At 40.1% G+C, this 20151-nt stretch carries 16 protein-coding genes; 10 read left to right on the forward strand and 6 right to left on the reverse strand.

What is annotated here, in order from left to right; translation table 11 throughout:
* Window positions 1–923 precede the first annotated feature (923 nt).
* The 8 genes from CWB77_RS17080 to CWB77_RS17115 all read left to right on the forward strand — a co-directional run bounded on the left by CWB77_RS17080 (window position 924) and on the right by CWB77_RS17115 (window position 13549).
* Window positions 924–3608 carry a TonB-dependent receptor gene (locus CWB77_RS17080; protein WP_138623729.1) on the forward strand — a complete coding sequence of 895 codons (2685 nt, stop codon included), beginning with the start codon at window positions 924–926 and terminating at the stop codon, window positions 3606–3608.
* A gap of 75 nt (window positions 3609–3683) precedes the next feature.
* Window positions 3684–4460 (forward strand): family 16 glycosylhydrolase, encoded by a 777-nt coding sequence (locus tag CWB77_RS17085; protein ID WP_075169810.1) that lies wholly within the window; start codon window positions 3684–3686, stop codon window positions 4458–4460.
* A gap of 49 nt (window positions 4461–4509) precedes the next feature.
* The gene (locus tag CWB77_RS17090; protein WP_138623730.1) at window positions 4510–7038 is read left to right on the forward strand and encodes a glycoside hydrolase family 3 protein; all 2529 of its coding nucleotides are present in this window, start codon (window positions 4510–4512) and stop codon (window positions 7036–7038) included.
* Between the two features lie 133 nt (window positions 7039–7171).
* Window positions 7172–8155 carry a sensor histidine kinase gene (locus CWB77_RS17095; protein ID WP_138623732.1) on the forward strand — a complete coding sequence of 328 codons (984 nt, stop codon included), beginning with the start codon at window positions 7172–7174 and terminating at the stop codon, window positions 8153–8155.
* Window positions 8155–8949, forward strand: coding sequence for a LytR/AlgR family response regulator transcription factor (locus tag CWB77_RS17100; protein WP_138623734.1), 795 nt, complete (start codon window positions 8155–8157; stop codon window positions 8947–8949). The genes CWB77_RS17095 and CWB77_RS17100 overlap by 1 nt, the downstream gene beginning before the upstream one ends.
* A gap of 271 nt (window positions 8950–9220) precedes the next feature.
* A complete protein-coding gene (locus tag CWB77_RS17105) occupies window positions 9221–10396 on the forward strand; it encodes an exo-beta-N-acetylmuramidase NamZ family protein (protein WP_138623736.1) in 1176 nt (391 codons plus the stop codon).
* Window positions 10397–10400: 4 nt separating this feature from the next.
* Window positions 10401–12065, forward strand: coding sequence for a penicillin binding protein PBP4B (pbp4b, locus tag CWB77_RS17110; RefSeq protein WP_502705063.1), 1665 nt, complete (start codon window positions 10401–10403; stop codon window positions 12063–12065).
* A gap of 107 nt (window positions 12066–12172) precedes the next feature.
* Complete coding sequence (locus tag CWB77_RS17115) at window positions 12173–13549, forward strand: Na+/H+ antiporter NhaC family protein (protein WP_138623740.1); 1377 nt, start codon at window positions 12173–12175, stop codon at window positions 13547–13549.
* A gap of 75 nt (window positions 13550–13624) precedes the next feature.
* Here CWB77_RS17115 and CWB77_RS17120 read toward each other — a convergent pair whose 3' ends face one another.
* The 5 genes from CWB77_RS17120 to CWB77_RS17140 all read right to left on the reverse strand — a co-directional run bounded on the left by CWB77_RS17120 (window position 13625) and on the right by CWB77_RS17140 (window position 16420).
* Window positions 13625–13978 (reverse strand): hypothetical protein, encoded by a 354-nt coding sequence (locus CWB77_RS17120; RefSeq protein ID WP_138623742.1) that lies wholly within the window; start codon window positions 13976–13978, stop codon window positions 13625–13627.
* A gap of 53 nt (window positions 13979–14031) precedes the next feature.
* Window positions 14032–14514 carry a DUF4760 domain-containing protein gene (locus CWB77_RS17125; RefSeq protein WP_138623744.1) on the reverse strand — a complete coding sequence of 161 codons (483 nt, stop codon included), beginning with the start codon at window positions 14512–14514 and terminating at the stop codon, window positions 14032–14034.
* A gap of 61 nt (window positions 14515–14575) precedes the next feature.
* Window positions 14576–15187, reverse strand: coding sequence for a hypothetical protein (locus CWB77_RS17130; RefSeq protein ID WP_138623746.1), 612 nt, complete (start codon window positions 15185–15187; stop codon window positions 14576–14578).
* Complete coding sequence (locus CWB77_RS17135; protein WP_131691640.1) at window positions 15174–15764, reverse strand: sigma-70 family RNA polymerase sigma factor; 591 nt, start codon at window positions 15762–15764, stop codon at window positions 15174–15176. The genes CWB77_RS17130 and CWB77_RS17135 overlap by 14 nt, the downstream gene beginning before the upstream one ends.
* Window positions 15765–15778: 14 nt before the next feature.
* The gene (locus CWB77_RS17140) at window positions 15779–16420 is read right to left on the reverse strand and encodes an energy transducer TonB (protein ID WP_138623748.1); all 642 of its coding nucleotides are present in this window, start codon (window positions 16418–16420) and stop codon (window positions 15779–15781) included.
* Window positions 16421–16738: 318 nt separating this feature from the next.
* On the opposite strand from CWB77_RS17140, the gene CWB77_RS17145 reads away from it, so the two are divergent.
* Together CWB77_RS17145 and CWB77_RS17150 are read left to right on the forward strand one after the other, a co-directional pair.
* The gene (locus CWB77_RS17145) at window positions 16739–17593 is read left to right on the forward strand and encodes a hypothetical protein (RefSeq protein ID WP_138623750.1); all 855 of its coding nucleotides are present in this window, start codon (window positions 16739–16741) and stop codon (window positions 17591–17593) included.
* Between the two features lie 80 nt (window positions 17594–17673).
* Window positions 17674–18384 carry a hypothetical protein gene (locus CWB77_RS17150; RefSeq protein ID WP_010387555.1) on the forward strand — a complete coding sequence of 237 codons (711 nt, stop codon included), beginning with the start codon at window positions 17674–17676 and terminating at the stop codon, window positions 18382–18384.
* 84 nt (window positions 18385–18468) lie between these two features.
* On the opposite strand, the gene CWB77_RS17155 is transcribed toward CWB77_RS17150, so the two are convergent.
* Window positions 18469–19794 (reverse strand): MFS transporter, encoded by a 1326-nt coding sequence (locus CWB77_RS17155; protein ID WP_054201880.1) that lies wholly within the window; start codon window positions 19792–19794, stop codon window positions 18469–18471.
* Window positions 19795–20151: the final 357 nt, after the last annotated feature.

Raw genomic sequence — 20151 nt, forward strand, 5'->3', positions numbered from 1 at the left:
CCTCCTGCGCCCACCACTTTCTATTACTACAAAAGTTAATAGAAAAGAAACCGACGAAAGTCGGTTTTTTTGTGCCTAAAATAAAGTGAAATTGGCAAAGTAGCTAGCTACGAACCAGACTGTCAGAGGTTCACTCTTACAAGATACGTCCTCGCCCAGCACTTTCATAAATAAGCCGACATTAAGTCGGTTTTTTTGTGCCTAAAATAAAGTGAATATGGGAAAGTAGCTAGCTACGAACCAGATGGTCAGAGGTTCACTCTTAAAAGATACGTCCTGCGCTCACCACTTTCATACATAAGCCGACATTAAGTCGGTTTTTTTGTGCCTGAAATTTGAGACAGCTAACAGATATTAGTTAAACCCAATTATGTACACCGCTAAATTTTGCATCCAGTCACTTCTCTAAAAGCGCAGCGCCTCTTAAGCTCTTTGTGAATAACGCCCTTAAAAACCTAAATGCACAAAGAGAAATGAATGAGGAGCAAATGAGAAGTTCAAAATCACAATGAGTATTTAAATGTCTGTAAGCTACGGTCTAGAAATAATACCACCGCCAACTTTTCAATGTAGACAAAGGGCTTGCTTGCTCACGGAGATGTGCCGCTTCTTCTAGCTACGAACCAGGCAGTCACAGGTTAACCCTTACAAGAGATATCCTGCTTCTACCGCTTTTATAAATAAGCCGACACTAAGCCGATTTTTTATGTCTGAAATAGAATCAAAAGGCTAGACTACGGAGAAAATACTCGAGATTTATCTAGTTTTGGCTTCATAAATTAGAGAGCAATTTCGGTTTGTATTATATCTAACTCGCCTTGGCGTATTTGACTAGTATTAAAAATAAGCCGTATGGATACTATAAGACTGTTAAATAAAAGTAACAAAGTTTAACGTTTACACACACATCCAAAAGGTCAAACATGCACACAATAAATAAAACAGCACTATCAATAGCCGTTGCGCTGGCTTGTTCAATGCCATTGAATGCTCAAGAAGCTTCTACGGATAAAAAGCAAGCGTCAGAAAAAGAAACAGTTTCATTAGAAATCATTTCGGTAACAGCAACTAAGCGCAAAACAAGACTAATGGAAACACCTGTCGCCATTACAGCATTAACTGAAGCCGAGCTGAAAAGAAACGGTGTTAATAGCGTTAAGGATATTGCTAACTTAGTTCCTGGCTTAGATATTTCAACTGCAACAGATCAAGCTGCGCCGGTTATTTCTATGCGAGGTGTACGCTCTACCAATATTACTGAGCTTGGCGATCCGGCTGTGGGTGTTCACCTTGATGGTATTTACTCACCACGTATGCAAGGTGCCCTTGCATTGATGTATGACATAGACAGAGTTGAAGCACTAAGGGGCCCACAAGGCACCCTATTTGGTCGTAACTCAACGGTGGGTAGTATCAATGTTATTTCAGCAAAGCCAGAGTTTACCGACTTATATGGCAACGTTAGTATCGAAGCGGGAAACTTTAATAGTAAAAATATTGATGCCGTTTTAAATATTCCTATTAATGATGAATTTGCCGTTAGGTTTTCAGGAAAAGGCTTGAAACGGGATTCTTATTTAGAAGGGTATTACGATCCTAACCAATATGACTCAAGACGTTTAAGCGACGATATTCTTAATGCGCCGGTAATCTCTGAAGATTCTTATCAAGGTGTGGGTCAAACAATTACCCAACGAGAAAACTGGTGGATAGATGGCGCTGGCACAGATCCAGAAGCGCAAAAAGTTCGCGCACTAACACCAGCTGATAAAAGCAATTTTTACAATAATGCAGATGAATATTCATTTAGAGTTAGCACCCTATGGGAGCCTTTAGATGGTAATTTTTCAAACCACACTGTTTTTCAAAAGTATGTAAATGATAGCAACAACAACCTAGATTTAGTTAACTGCGATAAAATTCGCGGCAGAAGTGCTGAACTAGGTGGTGACTGCACCAACTTTTTACCCAGCGATAATACTTATCAGGCGGTTGTAAATGTACCCGGTAAGCTTAATTTAGACATTACGTACTTAAGAAATACTCTTAACTACGACATAAACGATGAATATTCGCTTGTCTGGTTATTGGGCTATGAAGATATGGAACGCTCTTCAGCACAAGATAGTGAAGTAGGTTTAGACCCTTGGGATGGCGCAACTTACTTTTTAGACGGCACTGGCGCAGAATCTTTTTCAACTGAGCTGCAAATACAATCTGATGAATATGGCGACTTTATCTGGATTGCAGGTATAAATTACTTTCATGAAAGAACAAAAACCTTAGGTTATTACGATAATCCTATGGATGACAAAGCATTTTGGGATCAACCCGATCGTTCTACCGATGCCCTCGCATTATTTGGCCAAGGTACATACAACTTAACTGAAAAGTTACACCTAACACTTGGCTATCGATTTAGTGATGAAACAAAAGAAGATAAAGGCGGAAAAACCTATCGCTGTTCTAATGCTGATGGCTGCGCCGTAGGTTGGTTAAATAGAACTGATTTAAATAACCTTCCTGTTGATTACTACGAAGACCCTTCTATTTATGCGTCGTACTTTGAAAACGACAATAAGGGAAGCTGGAAACACCATGATTTTCGTGTCGGTTTAGATTATGACATTTCACCTGAAACCATGGTTTATACCTATCTTGCCAGTGGCTTTAAAGCCGGTGGTATTGGTGATGTTTACGAAGTGGTAAACGACAGAACCGGTGACGTTACTCGTTTTGAAACCAAGTTTAATCCAGAAGAAGTACTTACTTGGGAATTAGGGGCTAAATCGAGCTTTTTTGATAACTCATTAAACTTAAAAGCGGCATTTTTCTATACTGACTACACCGATATGCAATATGCATCAGTAGGCTCTATCGGTAATGTTGAGCGCTTATCTGTAGTCGAAGGTGAAGATGGTTCTCCCGTTTTAGACGGTAATGGCGAGCCTGTTCTTGATTTTCAAAACAAACCTGTCATTGCTTATTACACACAAAATGTCCCTGGTTCAACAATAAAAGGTATTGAGCTTGAGTTTGACTGGAAGCCGTATCCAAATGGCCGAATTAGTGGTTACGTAACGTGGACTGATGCAAAAGTTACTGAAGATTGGAATACTAAATGGGACTACGACGCGGAGTATCTGTTTGATATTTCTTATGAAGAATCAAAAGATCCTGAAAATACCCTGTTAGCTACCAATCTTAAGGGGAATAACTTAGCAATGACCCCTGAGTTCACCGCCAATATAAGTTACACACATACACTTAACTTAGGAGAATATGGTTTTGTTCACGCATGGCTAAATGCCAGCTGGAAAGATGAATCGTACTCAACGGTATGGAATGTTGATAAACATTTAGATGACATGGATTTTCAAGTGCCAGATGAAGCAACAAAATATATCGATGATAGCCGCGATGCATTTGCCGTATTTAACGCCTCTATTAAGTATGAGCCGCAAGGACAAAACTGGTTTGCAGAAGTGTTTGTTAATAATGCCTCAGATGAAACTATTCAATACTGGAATAATACTGGCAAAGGGATCCCCAAAGGCAGCTTTGGCATGCCGAGATACTACGGCATGAGAGCGGGTTTTTCATTCTAAATAACCGAGTAAAAAATTACCCTCCTACAGGCTAGAGTACTGTAGGAGGTGCTTGATTAAATAAGGAATTTAATAATGAAAACGAAGCTAATTTCAACCTTGGTTGCTGGCCTTATAGTTATTTCACCCGCCACACACGCTAACTATTTTAAAGACGATTTTTCGTGGGGATTTGACACTCGTATTTGGAGTGCACGTAGTGGCGATAATGGCTCGCCTTTTGGCTGCGAATTTACTCCAGGAATGATTAATCCAAGTCAACACGGCATCACTCTTTCCTTATCAGAAGGTGCGTGTGCTGAGCTGCAAAGTAATCACTTTTATAGTTTTGGTAAGGTACAAGGTAGTGTTAAGTCGGGCAATATCGCCGGTACCGTGTCTTCTATTTTTACTTACACCTCATGGTGGGATTCGCCAGGACGTGCGTGGCAAGAGATAGATATCGAACTATTACCTTCTTTAGGCAATGTCGTTCATACCAATGTTATCTACCAGCCCCAAGGAGGCACATATCAAAGCTGGGAAGAGGATATTGATTTAAGCCAATTCGGGCTTGATTACAGAGAAAACTTATTAACCATTGGCTTCGACTGGTCTAGTTCATCAATTCGTTGGTATCTCTTCGACTCACAAGGAAACGAGAAAACAATTAGAGTGATGTACAAAGACAATGGGGATGGCGTAATAGCTAATAATGAAATTCCCAGCTATGCGTGGCCAATTGATAAAACAAAAATAATGATTAACCAGTGGAATGGTGACAACTCGACTCAAGGAAATTACTTTCCGGGTCAATACTACGGCAGCCCTTCATGGGCATATTATGATTTTATTGAATATATTCCACACTAAATTAATCAATCCGTATTTATAAAACAGTATTTAATCTCAAAGGTTTTAAATGTCGAAAATAAAACACCCTAAATTATTACTTTGCTTATTGCCTGTTTTTGGCATGTTCAACTGCCAAAATGTATTGAGTGCAGACAATCAGCAAGTTAATTGGCCTTATGTGAACACACAACTTAAGCGTGATCCTGGCGTTGAAAAACAGATTGATAAACTGCTCGAAACAATGACTATAGAGCAAAAAGTTGCGCAAATGATACAGCCAGAAATTGGCTATTTAACTGTCGAGCAAATGAAAAAGTATGGATTTGGCTCTTATCTAAATGGCGGGAATACCGCCCCTTATGGTAACAAACGAGCGGATCAAGCTACTTGGTTAAAATACGCAGATGAAATGTACCTGGCTTCTATGGATTCGACCATAGATGGTATTGCGATCCCGACGGTGTGGGGGACCGATGCCATGCATGGGCATAGCAATGTGTATGGTGCTACGTTATTTCCACACAATATTGGCTTAGGCGCAGCGCGCGATGGCGATTTAATAAAACGTATAGGGCAAGCAACAGCAAAGGAAGTGTCGGCCACGGGTATTGAGTGGAGTTTTGCACCCACAGTAGCGGTTGTCAGAGATGCTCGCTGGGGGAGAACCTATGAAAGCTATTCAGAAGATCCTGACTTAGTTAAATACTATGCGGGTAACATGGTGACTGGTATCCAAGGTGACATAGGCGCTGACTTTTTAAAAGGCAGTAACCGTATTGCCACCGCTAAGCACTTTGTGGGAGATGGAGGAACTGAGCGAGGTATTGACCGCGGTAATACGCTAATTGATGAAAAAGGGTTAAGAGATATTCACAGCCCGGGTTACTTTTCAGCGATTAATGAGGGAGTGCAATCCGTTATGGCATCCTTCAATAGCTGGAATGGTAAACGTGTACATGGCGATAAACATTTATTAACGGATGTACTTAAAAACCAGTTAGGTTTTGATGGATTTGTTGTAAGCGATTGGAATGCGCATAAGTTTGTAGAAGGCTGCGATTTAGAGCAATGTGCGCAAGCAATTAACGTGGGCGTTGATGTGATCATGGTGCCAGAGCATTTTGAAGCCTTTTATCATAATACTGTTGAGCAAGTTAAAGCGGGTGTTATACCTCAATCACGAATAGATGATGCTGTTAGGCGTTTTTTAAGAGCTAAAATTCGCTGGGGTGTGTTTACAAAGGGTAAACCATCCTCGCGTCCTGAGTCACAATACCCGCAATGGTTAGGTGCTCCTGAACATCGAGAGCTGGCAAGAGAAGCGGTAAGAAAGTCATTAGTGTTATTAAAAAACAACAATAACCTGTTGCCAATAAACCCAACTAGCCATATTTTGGTTGCCGGCAAAGGCGCTAATGCAATCAATATGCAAGCAGGAGGTTGGAGTGTGTCTTGGCAAGGTACTGACAACACCAACAGTGACTTTTTAAATGCGACCTCTATTTTCTCAGGATTACAATCATCCGTTTTAAAAGCAGGCGGTGAAATAAGCTTAAGTGAGTCTGGTGAGTATAAAACCAAGCCAGACGTAGCCATTGTAGTTATTGGTGAAGAACCTTATGCAGAGTGGTTTGGAGATATAGAACGACTAGAGTTTCAGCCTGAAACTAACCAGGCTCTCAAATTACTGCGTAAACTGAAGGCCGATAATATTCCTGTTGTCACCGTCTTTTTGAGTGGCCGCCCGCTTTGGGTAAATAAAGAGCTCAATGCATCTGATGCTTTTGTTGCTGCATGGTTGCCAGGCTCTGAAGGCCAAGGTGTTGCCGATGTATTACTCACGGACCAACAAGGGAATGCTCAGTTTGATTTTGTCGGTAAGCTGAGTTTTTCATGGCCAAAATACGATGAGCAATTTAATTTAAACCGTGGTGATGCCAATTACGATCCCTTGTTTGCGTATGGTTATGGGTTAACTTATCAAGACAGCATCAATATGTCCGCCTTAAGTGAAAAAACCACGCCTAGAAAAAACGTAAAAAGTAATGCCCAGCCTTTGTTTGTAAGAAGCTTAGCTAAAAACCTGACTTGGAAACTAACAGATAGCACAACAGCACACGTTTTAACGACCGGCTCATCGGCAACCAGTGGTGATAAAAAAAGCCTGCTCATGCAGTCAGTGAACTTGTCGTATCAAGAAGATGCAAGACAATTTAGTTGGCCATCTCAATTTGCTAATGCAACGCTGAGTCTAAGCTATTTAAAGCCTGAACTACTTGATAGCAAATTTAATAACGCCTATCTTGAATTAAAACTGCGGTTAGATAAAGCGCCTGAGCAAGACACTAAATTACAGCTTATGTGTAACGAAAGTAATTGTTTAAGAAGCATTAAATTTTCATCGTTAAACAAGGTAATGTCTGATAAACGCTGGCATACTTTGGCAATACCGTTAAATTGTAATGATGGCGATGTATCTGCAGAGATAACAGATGTACTGCGCGTAACTAGTCGTAACTTACGCTTAGCAATTGCAGATGTAACCTTAACGAAGAAGCCAGATAATAATGCTTCAAAATTAAATTGCGCAAATTAGCCACACTCAATGGCAGTCGACAAAGAAAAGATAATCGGCTGCCTTTAAAACTGGATCTACGAATGTGAATGCCAAAAACCCCAGAAGCCACCTTTTCTGGTTATTTCAAAGTTGTGGTTGGATTGTATATGCAATGCTAACTGAGCTGATGATTAAAATACCCAGCGAAGAGCCGTGGTCAATACACATACCACATTTAATCATTGATGTAACATGTGGCTTTTTGATCACGCTAGCTTTAAGAAGAGCTTACAACTGCTCAAGCAAGCACGCATTCAAAACGAAAGTCGCATCACACTTAATACTGTTGTTAACTGCAACATTAGTTTGGACACAAATAAAGTGGGTTACTTTGCAATGGTTATATGGCAATGGCTGGCTTGCCATGTCGTGGTTTGACTTTGGTACTTGGACGTCAGCATCGTTAACTATGCTTTCAACATGGACTGCTTTTTATTATGCAATTAAAATTTATTTAGATAATTTAGAGCAAACTCAAAAAGCCGCCGAAGCGACGCACCTTGCCAAAGAGTCGCAACTTAAAATGCTACGATACCAGCTTAACCCGCATTTTATGTTTAACAGCATTAATGCCATTTGCACCTTAATCTTAAAAAAAGAAAGTTTGCAGGCTGTTAATATGCTCGAAAAACTATGTGACTTACTGCGTCATAGCTTGTATACCGACCCACTTGAAAAAGTAGCGATTAAAGAAGAAATTGCCATATTAAAAACCTACTTAGATATAGAGCAGTGTCGATTTACCGACCGGTTAGAGGTTAATATAAGCGTTGATGAACCATGCAACGATTTATTAATCCCTTCCTTATTAATTCAACCTTTAGTCGAAAATGCCTTAAAACATGGTATGCGAGCAGATCAAAAAATGGTGATCACAATCAATGTTGAAAAAACAAAAAACGCATTGCTCATTAAAGTTGCAGATACTGGCAAAGGGTTTAACGACAACAAAAAATCAAAAAGAGGCATAGGCTTGGCTAATTGTGAGCAACGCTTAAAATTAATCTATGGAAACAGCCATCGTATTGAAAAAGGCAATGCCAAAACAGGCGGCGCATGGCTGTGTATTTCTCTTCCTATTAATGGTTTGCAATAATGATTCAATTAAAAACTTTACTGGTTGACGATGAATACAGCGCTATTGAAGGGTTACGTATTCGTTTGGAAGCTTTTGACGAAATAGACATGATTGGCAGTGCCCAAAGTGTTGATGAAGCAATTAATATACTGAACAAACATGACGTAGATTTAGTTTTTTTAGATATAGAAATGCCAACAAAATCAGGCTTTGAGTTAATTAAACATTTTCAGCCAGAAAGCTGCCCAGCGGTTATTTTTGTTACTGCATTTCACCAACATGCGGTTAAAGCATTTGAAGTGCGCGCACTTGATTACTTACTTAAACCCGTTAAGTTAGACCGCTTAGCTGAAGCGATTGATAGAGTTATTAATACTGCAAAGCTAAATAGTAAAAACGAGCTCATTGAAGTACAGCAGTCATTGGTGAAAAATGACCCCGACGAAATCGCTGCTTCTGCTAATTCTGACTATAAATTTGAAGCCGAAAACTTAGTGATCCAAGATGCTAAAAACCCGATTCAAATAATTCCGTTTAAAGATATTTTATGGATCGACGCCGCTGGCGATTATATGTGTGTTCATACACTGATAGAAACCTATGTAATGCGAGCGCGTTTAAAAGATCTTGAAAAAAACACCTTACCAGAAGACTTCTTACGCATACATAAATCAACCATTGTTAATTTAAGCCACATCAAACAGCTCAACCCATTACGTAACTCTGAATACATGGCAGTGTTAGATAATGAAAAAAACCTAAAGGTGAGTAGAACGTACAGTAAAAATTTAAAAAGCTTAATAAAACAATAACGGTGGTTTTTTAAGTAACACCACCGCTAACATTTTTAATGTAAACGAAGAGCTTTGCTTACGTTGCTTTTGACTTATAAATTTTTAATTACTTCTCTAAAAGCGCAGCGGCTCTTAACCTCTTTGTGAATAACGGCTTTAAAAACTTAAATATACAAAGAACTTGCTTATATTAGCAGCGCAGCTTCTCATTCCTAAAACCTAAAACCTAAGCTGCTCTTTAAACTCGGCTGTGTTATTTTGAACGTCTTGTTTAAAAGGATCTTGCAGTATGTTTAAAACCGTATTTTTTATATTCTTATTTATTTTATGCCCACTTTTTACTGTTACCGCACACGCAAATGAGGCTAAACATTCAATAACTGTAGGTGCAGAACAGTTTGCTTTGTACTTACCCCAATTAAAAAATAAACGTGTAGGGCTGGTGGTCAATCAAACTTCTGTCGTGGGTCAAACACATCTGGTTGATAGCTTGCTGGCTAAAAACATCAACATCACTAAAATTTTTGCACCTGAGCATGGCTTTCGAGGCGATCATGATGCGGGAGCACATGTTAAAAACGCCGTTGATAGCAAAACCGGTATTCCACTGATTTCTATTTACGGTAAAAACAAAAAACCAAGCGCCAAGGTGCTTAGCGATGTTGATATCATTATTTTTGATATTCAAGATGTGGGCGTACGTTTTTATACTTACATTAGCTCTATGCATTACATGATGGAGGCTGCGGCTGAACAAGGTGTTGAATTTATAGTACTTGATAGGCCAAATCCTAATATTAGCCACATTGATGGGCCAATTTTAGAACCGCAGTTTAAATCGTTTGTGGGTATGCACCCAATCCCTGTATTACACGGTATGACGGTAGGCGAGCTGGCTAAAATGATCAAAGGCGAGGGCTGGATCAATCAAGCGGCTAATTTACAACTGAGCGTGATCAGTGTTGCTCATTACACCCGCACCAGTCGTTATAGCTTGCCGGTAAAACCAAGCCCTAATTTACCCAACGATCAATCAATAGCGCTGTATCCGTCGTTGTGCTTTTTTGAAGCAACCCCTGTTAGCATAGGTAGAGGAACTGATTTTGCCTTTCAGGTTATTGGTTATTCGCCAGTGGCGCTTGGAGAATTTAGTTTTACCCCGCGTTCAATAAAAGGCGCAGCGCTTAATCCAAAGTTTAAAAACCAGATGGTGAAAGGGATTGATTTACGCCATAGTAATACCACTGGCTTAAACTTAAATTATTTAATTAATGCTTACCAGCAACTGACTCAGGCTAAACAGCCGTTTTTTGAACGTGCCGACTTTATGGATAAACTCGCAGGAACTGATCAGCTCAGGCTTGCCATAGAAGCGGGGCGATCAGCTGAGGAAATTAAACAAAGTTGGCAAGCGGGGCTTGAGCAATTTAAACAGCAAAGAGCGCCTTATTTGCTCTACCAATAAAGGAATGGGTGTGTATTTAAATTTTTCCGTGTTAGCAAAGCGTACTTTTTTTAACGCGCTGACAATTGCGCTTTGCTTTATTATTACCGGTTGCAGTGGCGCAAGCAGTGCAATTAAATCTCAGCGCCCGTTTATTCCTAATCAAATACAAAGCCTCGCTAATGCGCAAGTTATTGCCACCTTTCCTGAGTCCAACCCCAGCAGCAGAGAATATGTAAATAATCGTGGCACCTTTAAAGCGTATAAAGGGCGCGGAAAATTATTACTACAAAATGAAAGTGCCTTAAGTGCCGATATTTATATTAATAATAAAAAGTTAGCGCTTGATACCCTGCAAAAAAATACTGAGTATGCCTTTAATTTAGGGCAGTACACTCACAACGGAGTTAACACTTTTAAGATTGATAACATTCAACCTGCTGACGGCAGTTTAACGCTGCGATTTGCCTTTGCTACTCTAAATAGCTCAGCGGCTAAAACCATTGATTTTAGTGCGGTAGATAAGCTAATAGAAAAAGATGTAAGTGCGGGCTTTCCTGGTGCGGTACTAGCGATTGTTAAAGCGGGTAAGATATTAAAATTAACCGCTTATGGTGATGCCAAGCAATATCAGCAAAATGACTTAATGTTGTTACGCCCAGAGCCTATGCAAACAAATACACTCTTTGATTTAGCCTCAAACACAAAGATATTTGCCACTAACTTTGCACTAATGAAGCTTGTGAGCGAAGGGCGATTAAATATAAATAACAGAGTGAGTGATTACCTAACAGAATACCAAGGCGATGGACGAGAGCTGCGCCAAGTTAAAGATTTACTCACTCATAAAGCCGGTTATCCGCCAGTGTTCGACTTTCATCGAAAAGATACCCGCTATGGCGAGGCGTTTTTTTCACAAGCCAGCGACACCACCAAACAATTACTGCTCACCAGCGTGCCACTAGCTAGCGAGCCAAGCGCCCAGCATGTTTACTCTGATATTGATTACATGATTTTAGGTGTTTTAATTGAGCGTATTAGCGGCCAACCGCTCGACGAATACCTAGAGCAGCATATTTACGCGCCTTTAAAGCTCAATAACACCTTATTTAACCCGCTTAAAAAAGGCTTTAAACGTCAGCAATTTGCCGCAACGGAGCTAAGTGGAAATACCCGCGATGGCCGTATTCATTTTGATAATATTCGCACCAATGTACTGCAAGGGCAGGTACATGATGAGCGTGCTTTTTATTCACTTGATGGTGTAGCAGGCCATGCCGGACTATTTAGTAATGCCCCCGATTTAGCCGTTTTATGCCAAGTGTTGCTCAACAAGGGCGGTTACGGCGATAAGCAAATTTTTAATGCCAGTAGTTTGGCGCAGTTTTTAACCCCACAAAGTACCGATGAAACCTACGGCTTAGGTTTTCGTCTTGCAGGAAATAATCAAGCGCGGCGCTGGCACTTTGGCCCATATGCCAGCCCACAAGCTTATGGACACACAGGTTGGACTGGCACAGTAACTGTGATTGATCCCGCTTACGATTTAGCTATTGTTTTGCTTACCAATGCACGCCATTCACCAATTAAAGGTAGTGAAAAACGTTATCAGTTTGTAGGTAAAAACTTTGAAACAGCTCAATATGGTTCTATTGTTTCATTAATTTATGAGGCGCTGTTAAATCAGTAAACTCAGTGAGTGACTTAATGGTGTAAATCTATTAAGTTAACTGCTTACTATTAACTAACCAAGGCTGTTAAAGCCGCGTTTATTATAAAAATTAAAAAGGTTTGTTTATGCATTGGTATTCTATTTTGCCACCGCTGATTGCCATTATTATTGTGTTTTGGCGCAAAGAAGTCATTATGGCGCTGCTTGTTGCGGTAATTTCATCGGAATTTTTACTCGCATTACAAGGTGAAGGAAATAGCGTATTTACTACGTTTTTAAATAGCATTGAGCGCATAGTTGCTGTGGCCAGTTCTCCCGGTAATACCCGTATACTCATCTTTAGTATTTTAATAGGCGCCTTACTTGCCTATATTCGCGAATCGGGCGGTGTTGCTGCTACCGTTAATTTACTAATGAACAAAGGCGTTGCGAAAAGTAAGCGCCAAGTGGGCTTTTTAACTATGTTTACCGGCGTTGCGGTATTTATAGAGTCAAACTTAAGTGTGCTTACCTCAGGTATTTTATCTCGTGGCCTGTTCGACAAATTTAAAATGAGCCGCGCGCGTTTAGCTTACATAATCGATAGCACCAGCGCCCCTGTGTGTATTTTAATATTATTAAATGGCTGGGGTGCATTTGTACTGGGCTTGTTAGGTAATTACGAATTAGGCGAGTCGGCGGTATCGGTATTGTGGGGCAGCGTAGGCTATAACTTTTACGCCATAATCACCCTAGTTATTGTTTTTTATACCATTGCGTTCGATAAAGTACATGGCCCAATGAAAGTAGCCGAGCAAAAACTAGAGCTACAAACAACCGAACTAAAAGAAGAAGTAACAGGTTCTAAAGCACGCTTTATGCTAGTGCCACTGTTAACGTTAATTGTTAGTATGGTTGGCTTTATGTTTTACACTGGTAACGGCGTACTTGCCGAGGGCAGTGGTTCAAAATCGGTATTGTATGCCACGGTACTGGCTATTGTTGTGGCCTATTGCTTAATGATTGGTTCGCGCCAGTTTACCCACCACCAACTTGTTGATACCGGCTTTAAAGGCATGGGCGAATTACTCCCACTGGTAAGTATTGTATTGCTCTCGCTGACCTTGGGCGCAAGCTTAAAAGAGCTAGGTACAGGCGTGTTTGTGGCATCTTTGGTTGGCGATTACTTACCGATATATTTAATAGTGCCAGTGCTATTTTTAACCGGTGCGGTTATGTCGTTTACTACAGGTACATCTTGGGGCACATTTGCCATACTTATCCCCATTGGCGTACCGCTTATTCAAGCGCTTGGTTTACCGCCATCGCTGGTGGTAGGCGCTATTTTAGGCGGCGGGATATTTGGCGATCATTGTTCCCCTATATCCGACACCAGCGCAGTATCAGCCATTGCCTCAGGTTGTGATTTACTCACCCACGTTAAAACCCAGTTACCCTATGCATTAGTTGGCGGCGGCCTAACGTTTGTTGCTTACTTAGTAACGAGCTTAATTGTTTTGTAGGTTGGGTTGAGCGTAGCGAAACCCAACAAAGTGAGTGAGTTTAAAGCCTGCAAATATGCAGGCTTTTTTATTGGCTTACTCTTGAACATTGAGTTGCTTATTCCCTACAACATACAAGGTATCTCCATCCCAGCCTTGGTAAGTTCTAGGGTTCATATAATCTATAATGGAATTATCTTTTGGGAAAATACTCATTTTTCCTTTGTACGCTATATCTCCGGATACAAAATATATTTCACCTAGATATTCATTTGCTTCTAAATTTTTATTCTTTTCTATTAAGACAAATACACCGCCGTCTAAACCACCGACCCAAAATGCTTTATCTGGTACTCCACTGGGCTTATTCGGTATCTCAGGCTCGCTTTGTTGAAAATCGCAGGCAGATACAAATATTAAGGTTAATAATAGGAATAGTATTTTTTTCATTTAAACTCTCTCAAGCCTTCAATCTTCAATGTTTTACTTTTGTATTTAACGAATTAAAAGTTATTTGAATTTCGCAGCTTTATTAGGTTTTTTGTTAACTCCTCGAATTGAGACCATATTTGAGGGTTGTTCTTTTGAATACGTCTATGAAATATATATCCTTCGTATCGATGAAAGCTACTTATTATCTCTTGGCCAGATAATAAGTTTAAAGCTTTTATTTCATATGCCTTTAAGTCAATTCCTATAGCTAACTGCTCATATTTATTAAGAATGTTATGAAGTGTATTTTTTGTATCAGGTAGGTTATCCATTTCCCTGATTTCTTTGGCATGGAGCTTACCTGAATACTGTGTATTAAAGGCAGTAATGAATGGGATAATCTCTTGATAAAACTTTCCCCAATATTCTAGAGTTGATTTTACTCTTTCTTTTTTTGAGTTAATCATATAAATATAAATGCCAAAAAGAAATGAGAATCCAGTAAACAGTACCGCAACTATTTTGCTTATTTCTATGATGTAATTTAATTCCATTTCTTTAGTTCCATTTAAGTATTTAGATTTGAGTTAAGTTTCAGGTTAAGTTAATTAAAAATTAAGCCCTACACTGCTTGGCTCCAACCCCTGCATGTTTAAGCCCTATAATCTGCCCTTTGCCGTTATGTGCCATAGCGAGCATATCACCCGTATTTATATTACTTTCTACTGCGTGCCTTCCCTTTAAATCACTGAGCAGTGACTGCTTAATTTGTACGAGTACTTCGTCATTGCAGCTGGCTATGTACCAGTCGTTGTCGACCTTTACGAGCGTGCCGTATTCTATATGGTGTTGTTGATGGCGGCGTAAGTCGTTTGCTAGTTGGGTGTCGAGCGCGCGTTTTTGTTGCGTTATAGTGCTTGCGTAGTTACCTGTTTGATCTATTTCATGCGTTGTTATAAACGAGTAGTCGTGTATATCTATGGTGTTTAATACGGTTTTAGGGGCAGTATTTATCACGTTGTTACTGTCGAGAACTATAAAAGCCAGTAAGCCCAGTGCGCAGGTAAGGCTTGTGAGTTGCAGGGCAAAGCCAAGCTTTTTAGGTTGTTTTTGGATTACGCTATGTTTTAACGCCTGTTGCTGAGCGTGCGAAAGTCTGGTACGTGCTTTACGCTCGTTATAATGTTGTGTGAGCTTTTCATTAAACTGCTCATCAGGCTTGTTCATTATAATCTCCTAATAATTGTTTTAGGTTTTGTTTGGCGTAGCGTAGCCTTGTTTTTATGGTTTGGGCGTTGCTTTGCGTTATAAGCTCTATGTCGGCAAGGCTAAAGCCTTCTTGTTGTAAGGTGATGGCTTCGCGCTGCACAAAACTAAGTTGCTTAAGCGCAGCATTAAACGCTTCATAACTTATGTGTGTGTCGCCTATGTGTGAGTCACTACTTGTTAATTCACTTTGATTGTTATTTTGCGCAGGTAGTTGGCTGTTTTCGTCAAGCTCGACAAAGTGTTGCTGTTTGCGGTATTCGTCTATTAGGGTGTTGCGTGCGAGTTTAAATAACCAGGCTTTGGGCGTGGTTTGTGCTTGGTAAAGGTGGCGCTTTTCAATAACCTTTAGCCATGTTTGTTGGCTTACGTCGTATGCTAAGTGTGTATTAGACTGGGTAACTAGGTAGTGATATAAATCGTTACTGTATAAGGCAATAAGCTGCTCTAAGTGGCGGTTGTCGCCACTTTTTGCATACCGCGCCATGCAGTCTTTGCTTGGCGCTTCAAATAACCATGACTTAATACTCAATAGCATAGGCGCTTATTCCTTTACTGCGAACTGTCTAATTTAAAATCAAGCTGTACGGTTTGACCTGTTTGTAATTGTGCCACACCTTCAATTACTTTTGGACGATATTTCCAGCGTTTAATGGCGCGAAGTGCTTCGCGATCAAATATGCGTTTTGGCTCGGAATTTACTACCGTGGCATCAATCACTTCACCTGTGGGTGAAATATTAAAGCTAAGTTGCACCCAGCCTTCTATACCATCACGTGCTGCGCTAGTTGGGTATTTAGGATTTATGCGCACAATGGGTGAAGCATCTCCCGTAGGGCGGGTCAGTGTTTGCTTCATATCGTTACCAAATCCGTCAATTATTATGGGTGGTGCTGTGGTTATTGCTGTTATTGCTGTTATTGGCTCATTACTAGGTGTTACACGTGGTGGTGCTTTAGGCGGCACTTTAGGTGTGGGTGGTGGCGGTATTCTTTTAATATGCGTGGTTTGTTTATCTTCTGGTGCTTGAAAAATCTCAACAGTAATACCATCACCCAATTTTATAGGTGCTCTTTGTTCGCCACTAATTAAGTATTGCATAAAGGCGAATGCAATAAAGGTCATCACAGCACCGCCAATAACAGCTGTTGATGTTTTGAACATGGGGTTTTTAGGGAATTCAAGTGTGTGCATAAGCCGCTCCAAATTAACTTATTATGTTGTTTCAGAGCTATAACGGTTGGCAAATAGAAAAGGGGTGAAATAGTTTTAAAATTTAATTAAAAATACAGGGGTAGTATTTTACCTATATAAAAGGTCTCTTGATTTTTTTATTTTGGGTTGGCTAAAAAGGATGTAGTTATTTTAAGGTTTGCCTGTTATTTTCTATTTTATTTACTCTAGGTAGATGAAATTTAGAGCTTTAAGTTGCTTCCATGCTGTTGTTAGATTTTGCTTCTCAGTAGTAGCGGTGGCAACATTCAGGCATGCTCATTAAAAAGGATTTTATAAATGAAAAAAGCAATATTCGTTTTTTTATTATTTATTAGTGCGTGTTCATATTTCGAAAGTGAAACAGAGCAAGCTAATCGTTTATCCAAAACACACCAAATAGACATTCAAGCTGGTGAACCCCGTTTATTTTTCCCTGAACAATTTGCAGTTAGTGATGGAGAGCCTCCAATTCTTGAAATGGAAATGACTACGCTTGCAGATGCTTCTGACTCACTTAATGGTATTGAGGCCGCATTAACGACCTATCCTCAAGGGTTTGTTGCTGAAGTAATTGACGCTATTTATCTCTCTGGTCCTATGCTTATAGAGGGGGCTGCTGCTGGAGGAACCTATTCAAGTAATTCCATAATTCTAGTTAATCTCTCAGGATGGAATGGCACGAACTTTAACTTCGAAAACTCATTGAAAGGAGTTCATCATGAATTAAGCTCGTTAGTTTATATACGTTCACCTTTCGTTATATTTGCATGGCAAGCTTTGCTGCCAAAAGGCTGGAAACCCGCAGCATCTAATTTTGACGCGCTTACAAAGTATAAATCTGCACCCGATTATAACGCAGGATTTTTGTCTGATTATGGTAAAACCTCTGTCGGAAACGACTTTAATATTTATGCTGAATTTGCCTTTGCTGAACCTGAAAAACTGCGGGAACTTGCCGCTACCTACCCAATAATAGCTAAAAAGCTAAGTTTGTTTATTACCGCGTATTCGCAGTTTTCGGCTAAATATCAGCAAGACTTTGAAGATTATTTTGCGAGAACAGGTTTGAGTGATGTTGCTGTACAGCCTGATAATTTTGAAATGACTATCCATTTAGGCTTAAGCGATCTTAAGCCACAGATAAGCCAATGAGGTTTTTCTTTTTGAGCTGTTATCTCTGCTTAGCATTATGCTAGAATCGGCCTTATCATATAATAAATAAGGATATTTTTGTGGATATTATCATTGGTCAAAATGTGCTGAAGAAAAAAGCGCAACTAACTCAACTTTCTGAGCGCGCTATTGGGCGGGCTTTCAAAGAGCAAGCCGCTTTGGCAATCCAAATGACACAGTGCAGTGCTGCGGTTTATCGCCGCTTACAACGCACCTATAAATCTACTGTAACACCTAGGGATCAAAAGCGTGTTAAAGCCGGTGGCTTAACGACACAGTCCGTTGTTTTTTCTACCAGTAATAATAGTCAAAAATCTTTTAATAGCTTACTTCCTGCTATGCGTGGGGGAGCTTCAGCACCCGGTAGTGTTGCAAAAACATCTAACGATGTTGCTATTGCTTCAAATCAGCCCCAAGCAATCAACTTATTAGCTTTATTACACCCAGTGATAAACGAAGATATTATGAAAACAGGTAATAGTGTTGAGAAAGCGGCAACTATTTTAGGCCTTGTTACTACAACTGTTGGTTTTGCTGTTCCTGGTGGTAGTGTTGCTTCTTCAATTGTGAGCTGGGTGGGAAGCGGTGCTACTTATTCAGGGTTTACTATGTCGAGAATTCGCCCTGACGCCCCTGATCGTGCATATCACCAACTAACAAACTATATTACTTGCTTGGCTGCATGGAATAAAAAGGCATGCGAGTTAATTGATATTGCAGATCCAAATGGGAAGTGGACTTTTCGAGATATTGAAACAGGGTTTGCTTAAAAGCTAAAACAATTAAGGGAGTATAATTACTCCCTTAATTGATGTTTGCTTAGCGTGTTTTGAAAGCATTAAAAGCAGCATAAGTTAATTTTTCACGTCATCTTCGTGAAGATCTTTAAACAGCTCCCTTTGGGGGTGCTCAAAAAACTCATCATCATCTTCATCTACTACCAACATTTGATCTTGCGCGGTAGTTTCTTCAATGCGCGGATCCATCGTAGCTGCAAGTGGCGAGTTGGTAACATCGGATGTACCGACCACATAATCACTGGGCTCTGGCTGTTCAACTTTTTGTTTAGAGTTAATAAAGGTTAGTAGTAAGTACATAGCCACGGTTAATAGCGAAATTGACGCATACAATGCTTGGTGACCAAAGTAGGTCATCAGCTGTGCGTTAACTGTTGAGCCTATTGCTGCACCGGCGCCAAAAGCGACTAATAATGCAGATGATACGCCTACGCGCTCTTCGTCCTCAACACGCGAATTAGCTAGCGCCGAACAAAGCGGATATAAAGTAAACGCAAATAAACCAAAGATAAAAGTGAGTATGTAAGCTGTTAGTTGTGAAGTAGGCAATAAAAACAATGCCAAACTTACAACACCGATAGCTGCTGCATTAGTTCGAATTAATACGCTACGACGAACGCGATCAGAGAGCATCCCCATTGGCCACTGGGCTAGCAAACCAGCAAAAATAGTCACCGACATAAAAATAGCAATTTCTGCGGCACCAAAGCCAGATAGCTTAGCAAATATAGGCGCTAGGCCATAAAAACTACCATTGATAATGCCTGCAAAGTGCACCGCAGTAAGCGACTGTGGCACTTTTTTAGCGTAATCAAACAGGCTCATTTTTATCGGCTTTAAGGGTTTGGGGTGAATTCTGCGAGTGATAGAAATTGGAATAATACCGATAGCCAACGCCATGCACACTAAAAATAGCGGTGCATACCCTAGCTCAGGAAATTGTGCGAGCGCTAGTTGTCCTAAAATCATGCCTAAGTAAGAGGTGATCATATAAAAAGAGAAGACTCGCCCGCGAGACTCAGGCGCTGATTGTTCGTTTAGCCAGCTTTCTAGCACCATGTAATTACACATCATCCCTAAGCCAACAAAAAGCCTAAGGCCTAACCATATATATAGATTGTCGCTTACTCCGTGTGCGGCCACACAGGCTGTCACTGCAGCGGTACTTGCGGCAAAGGTTCTGATGTGACCCACCGATTTAATTAAATGATAGCCAAGTTTTGAACCCAGTAATAAGCCAAGGTAATAACACGAGGTCATTAGGCCTATCCAAAACGTAGACGTGCCTTGTTTACCTAAATAAAGGGCTAAATAGGTTGTAAGTAAGCCGGTACCAATAATTAAAAATAAATTGGCAAAATACAGTGATGGAAATGATTTCATTAAAATGCAAATTATGAGCTAAGACAATTAGATACTAGAGCAAGCATGAAGGTTTTCCAAGCTGTAAAAAATGTGTTCTGTAATAATGAACACTTAGTATAAGAATATAGAGCGGCCGATAAATTCTTTATTAATAAAAATAGCTTTGGATAAAATAGCGACCTAAAAAATCGGACGGTTAAGTGCGATGCTAGAATAGCGAGTGTATTGCGGGTATTATGCATAAAGATAAGTTTCAGCATTACTTACTCTTTAGAGAGGAAGTTAGGGTCTGTTGACCTTTTAAGGTTGAATTTGCAGCAGTCTGTTTGGTATTTAGGCAAGGCAGCGCCTATGTGGTGTGGTTATTCCCCATAA

The organism is Pseudoalteromonas sp. S1610 (assembly GCF_005887465.1).
Lineage (GTDB): Bacteria > Pseudomonadota > Gammaproteobacteria > Enterobacterales > Alteromonadaceae > Pseudoalteromonas > Pseudoalteromonas undina.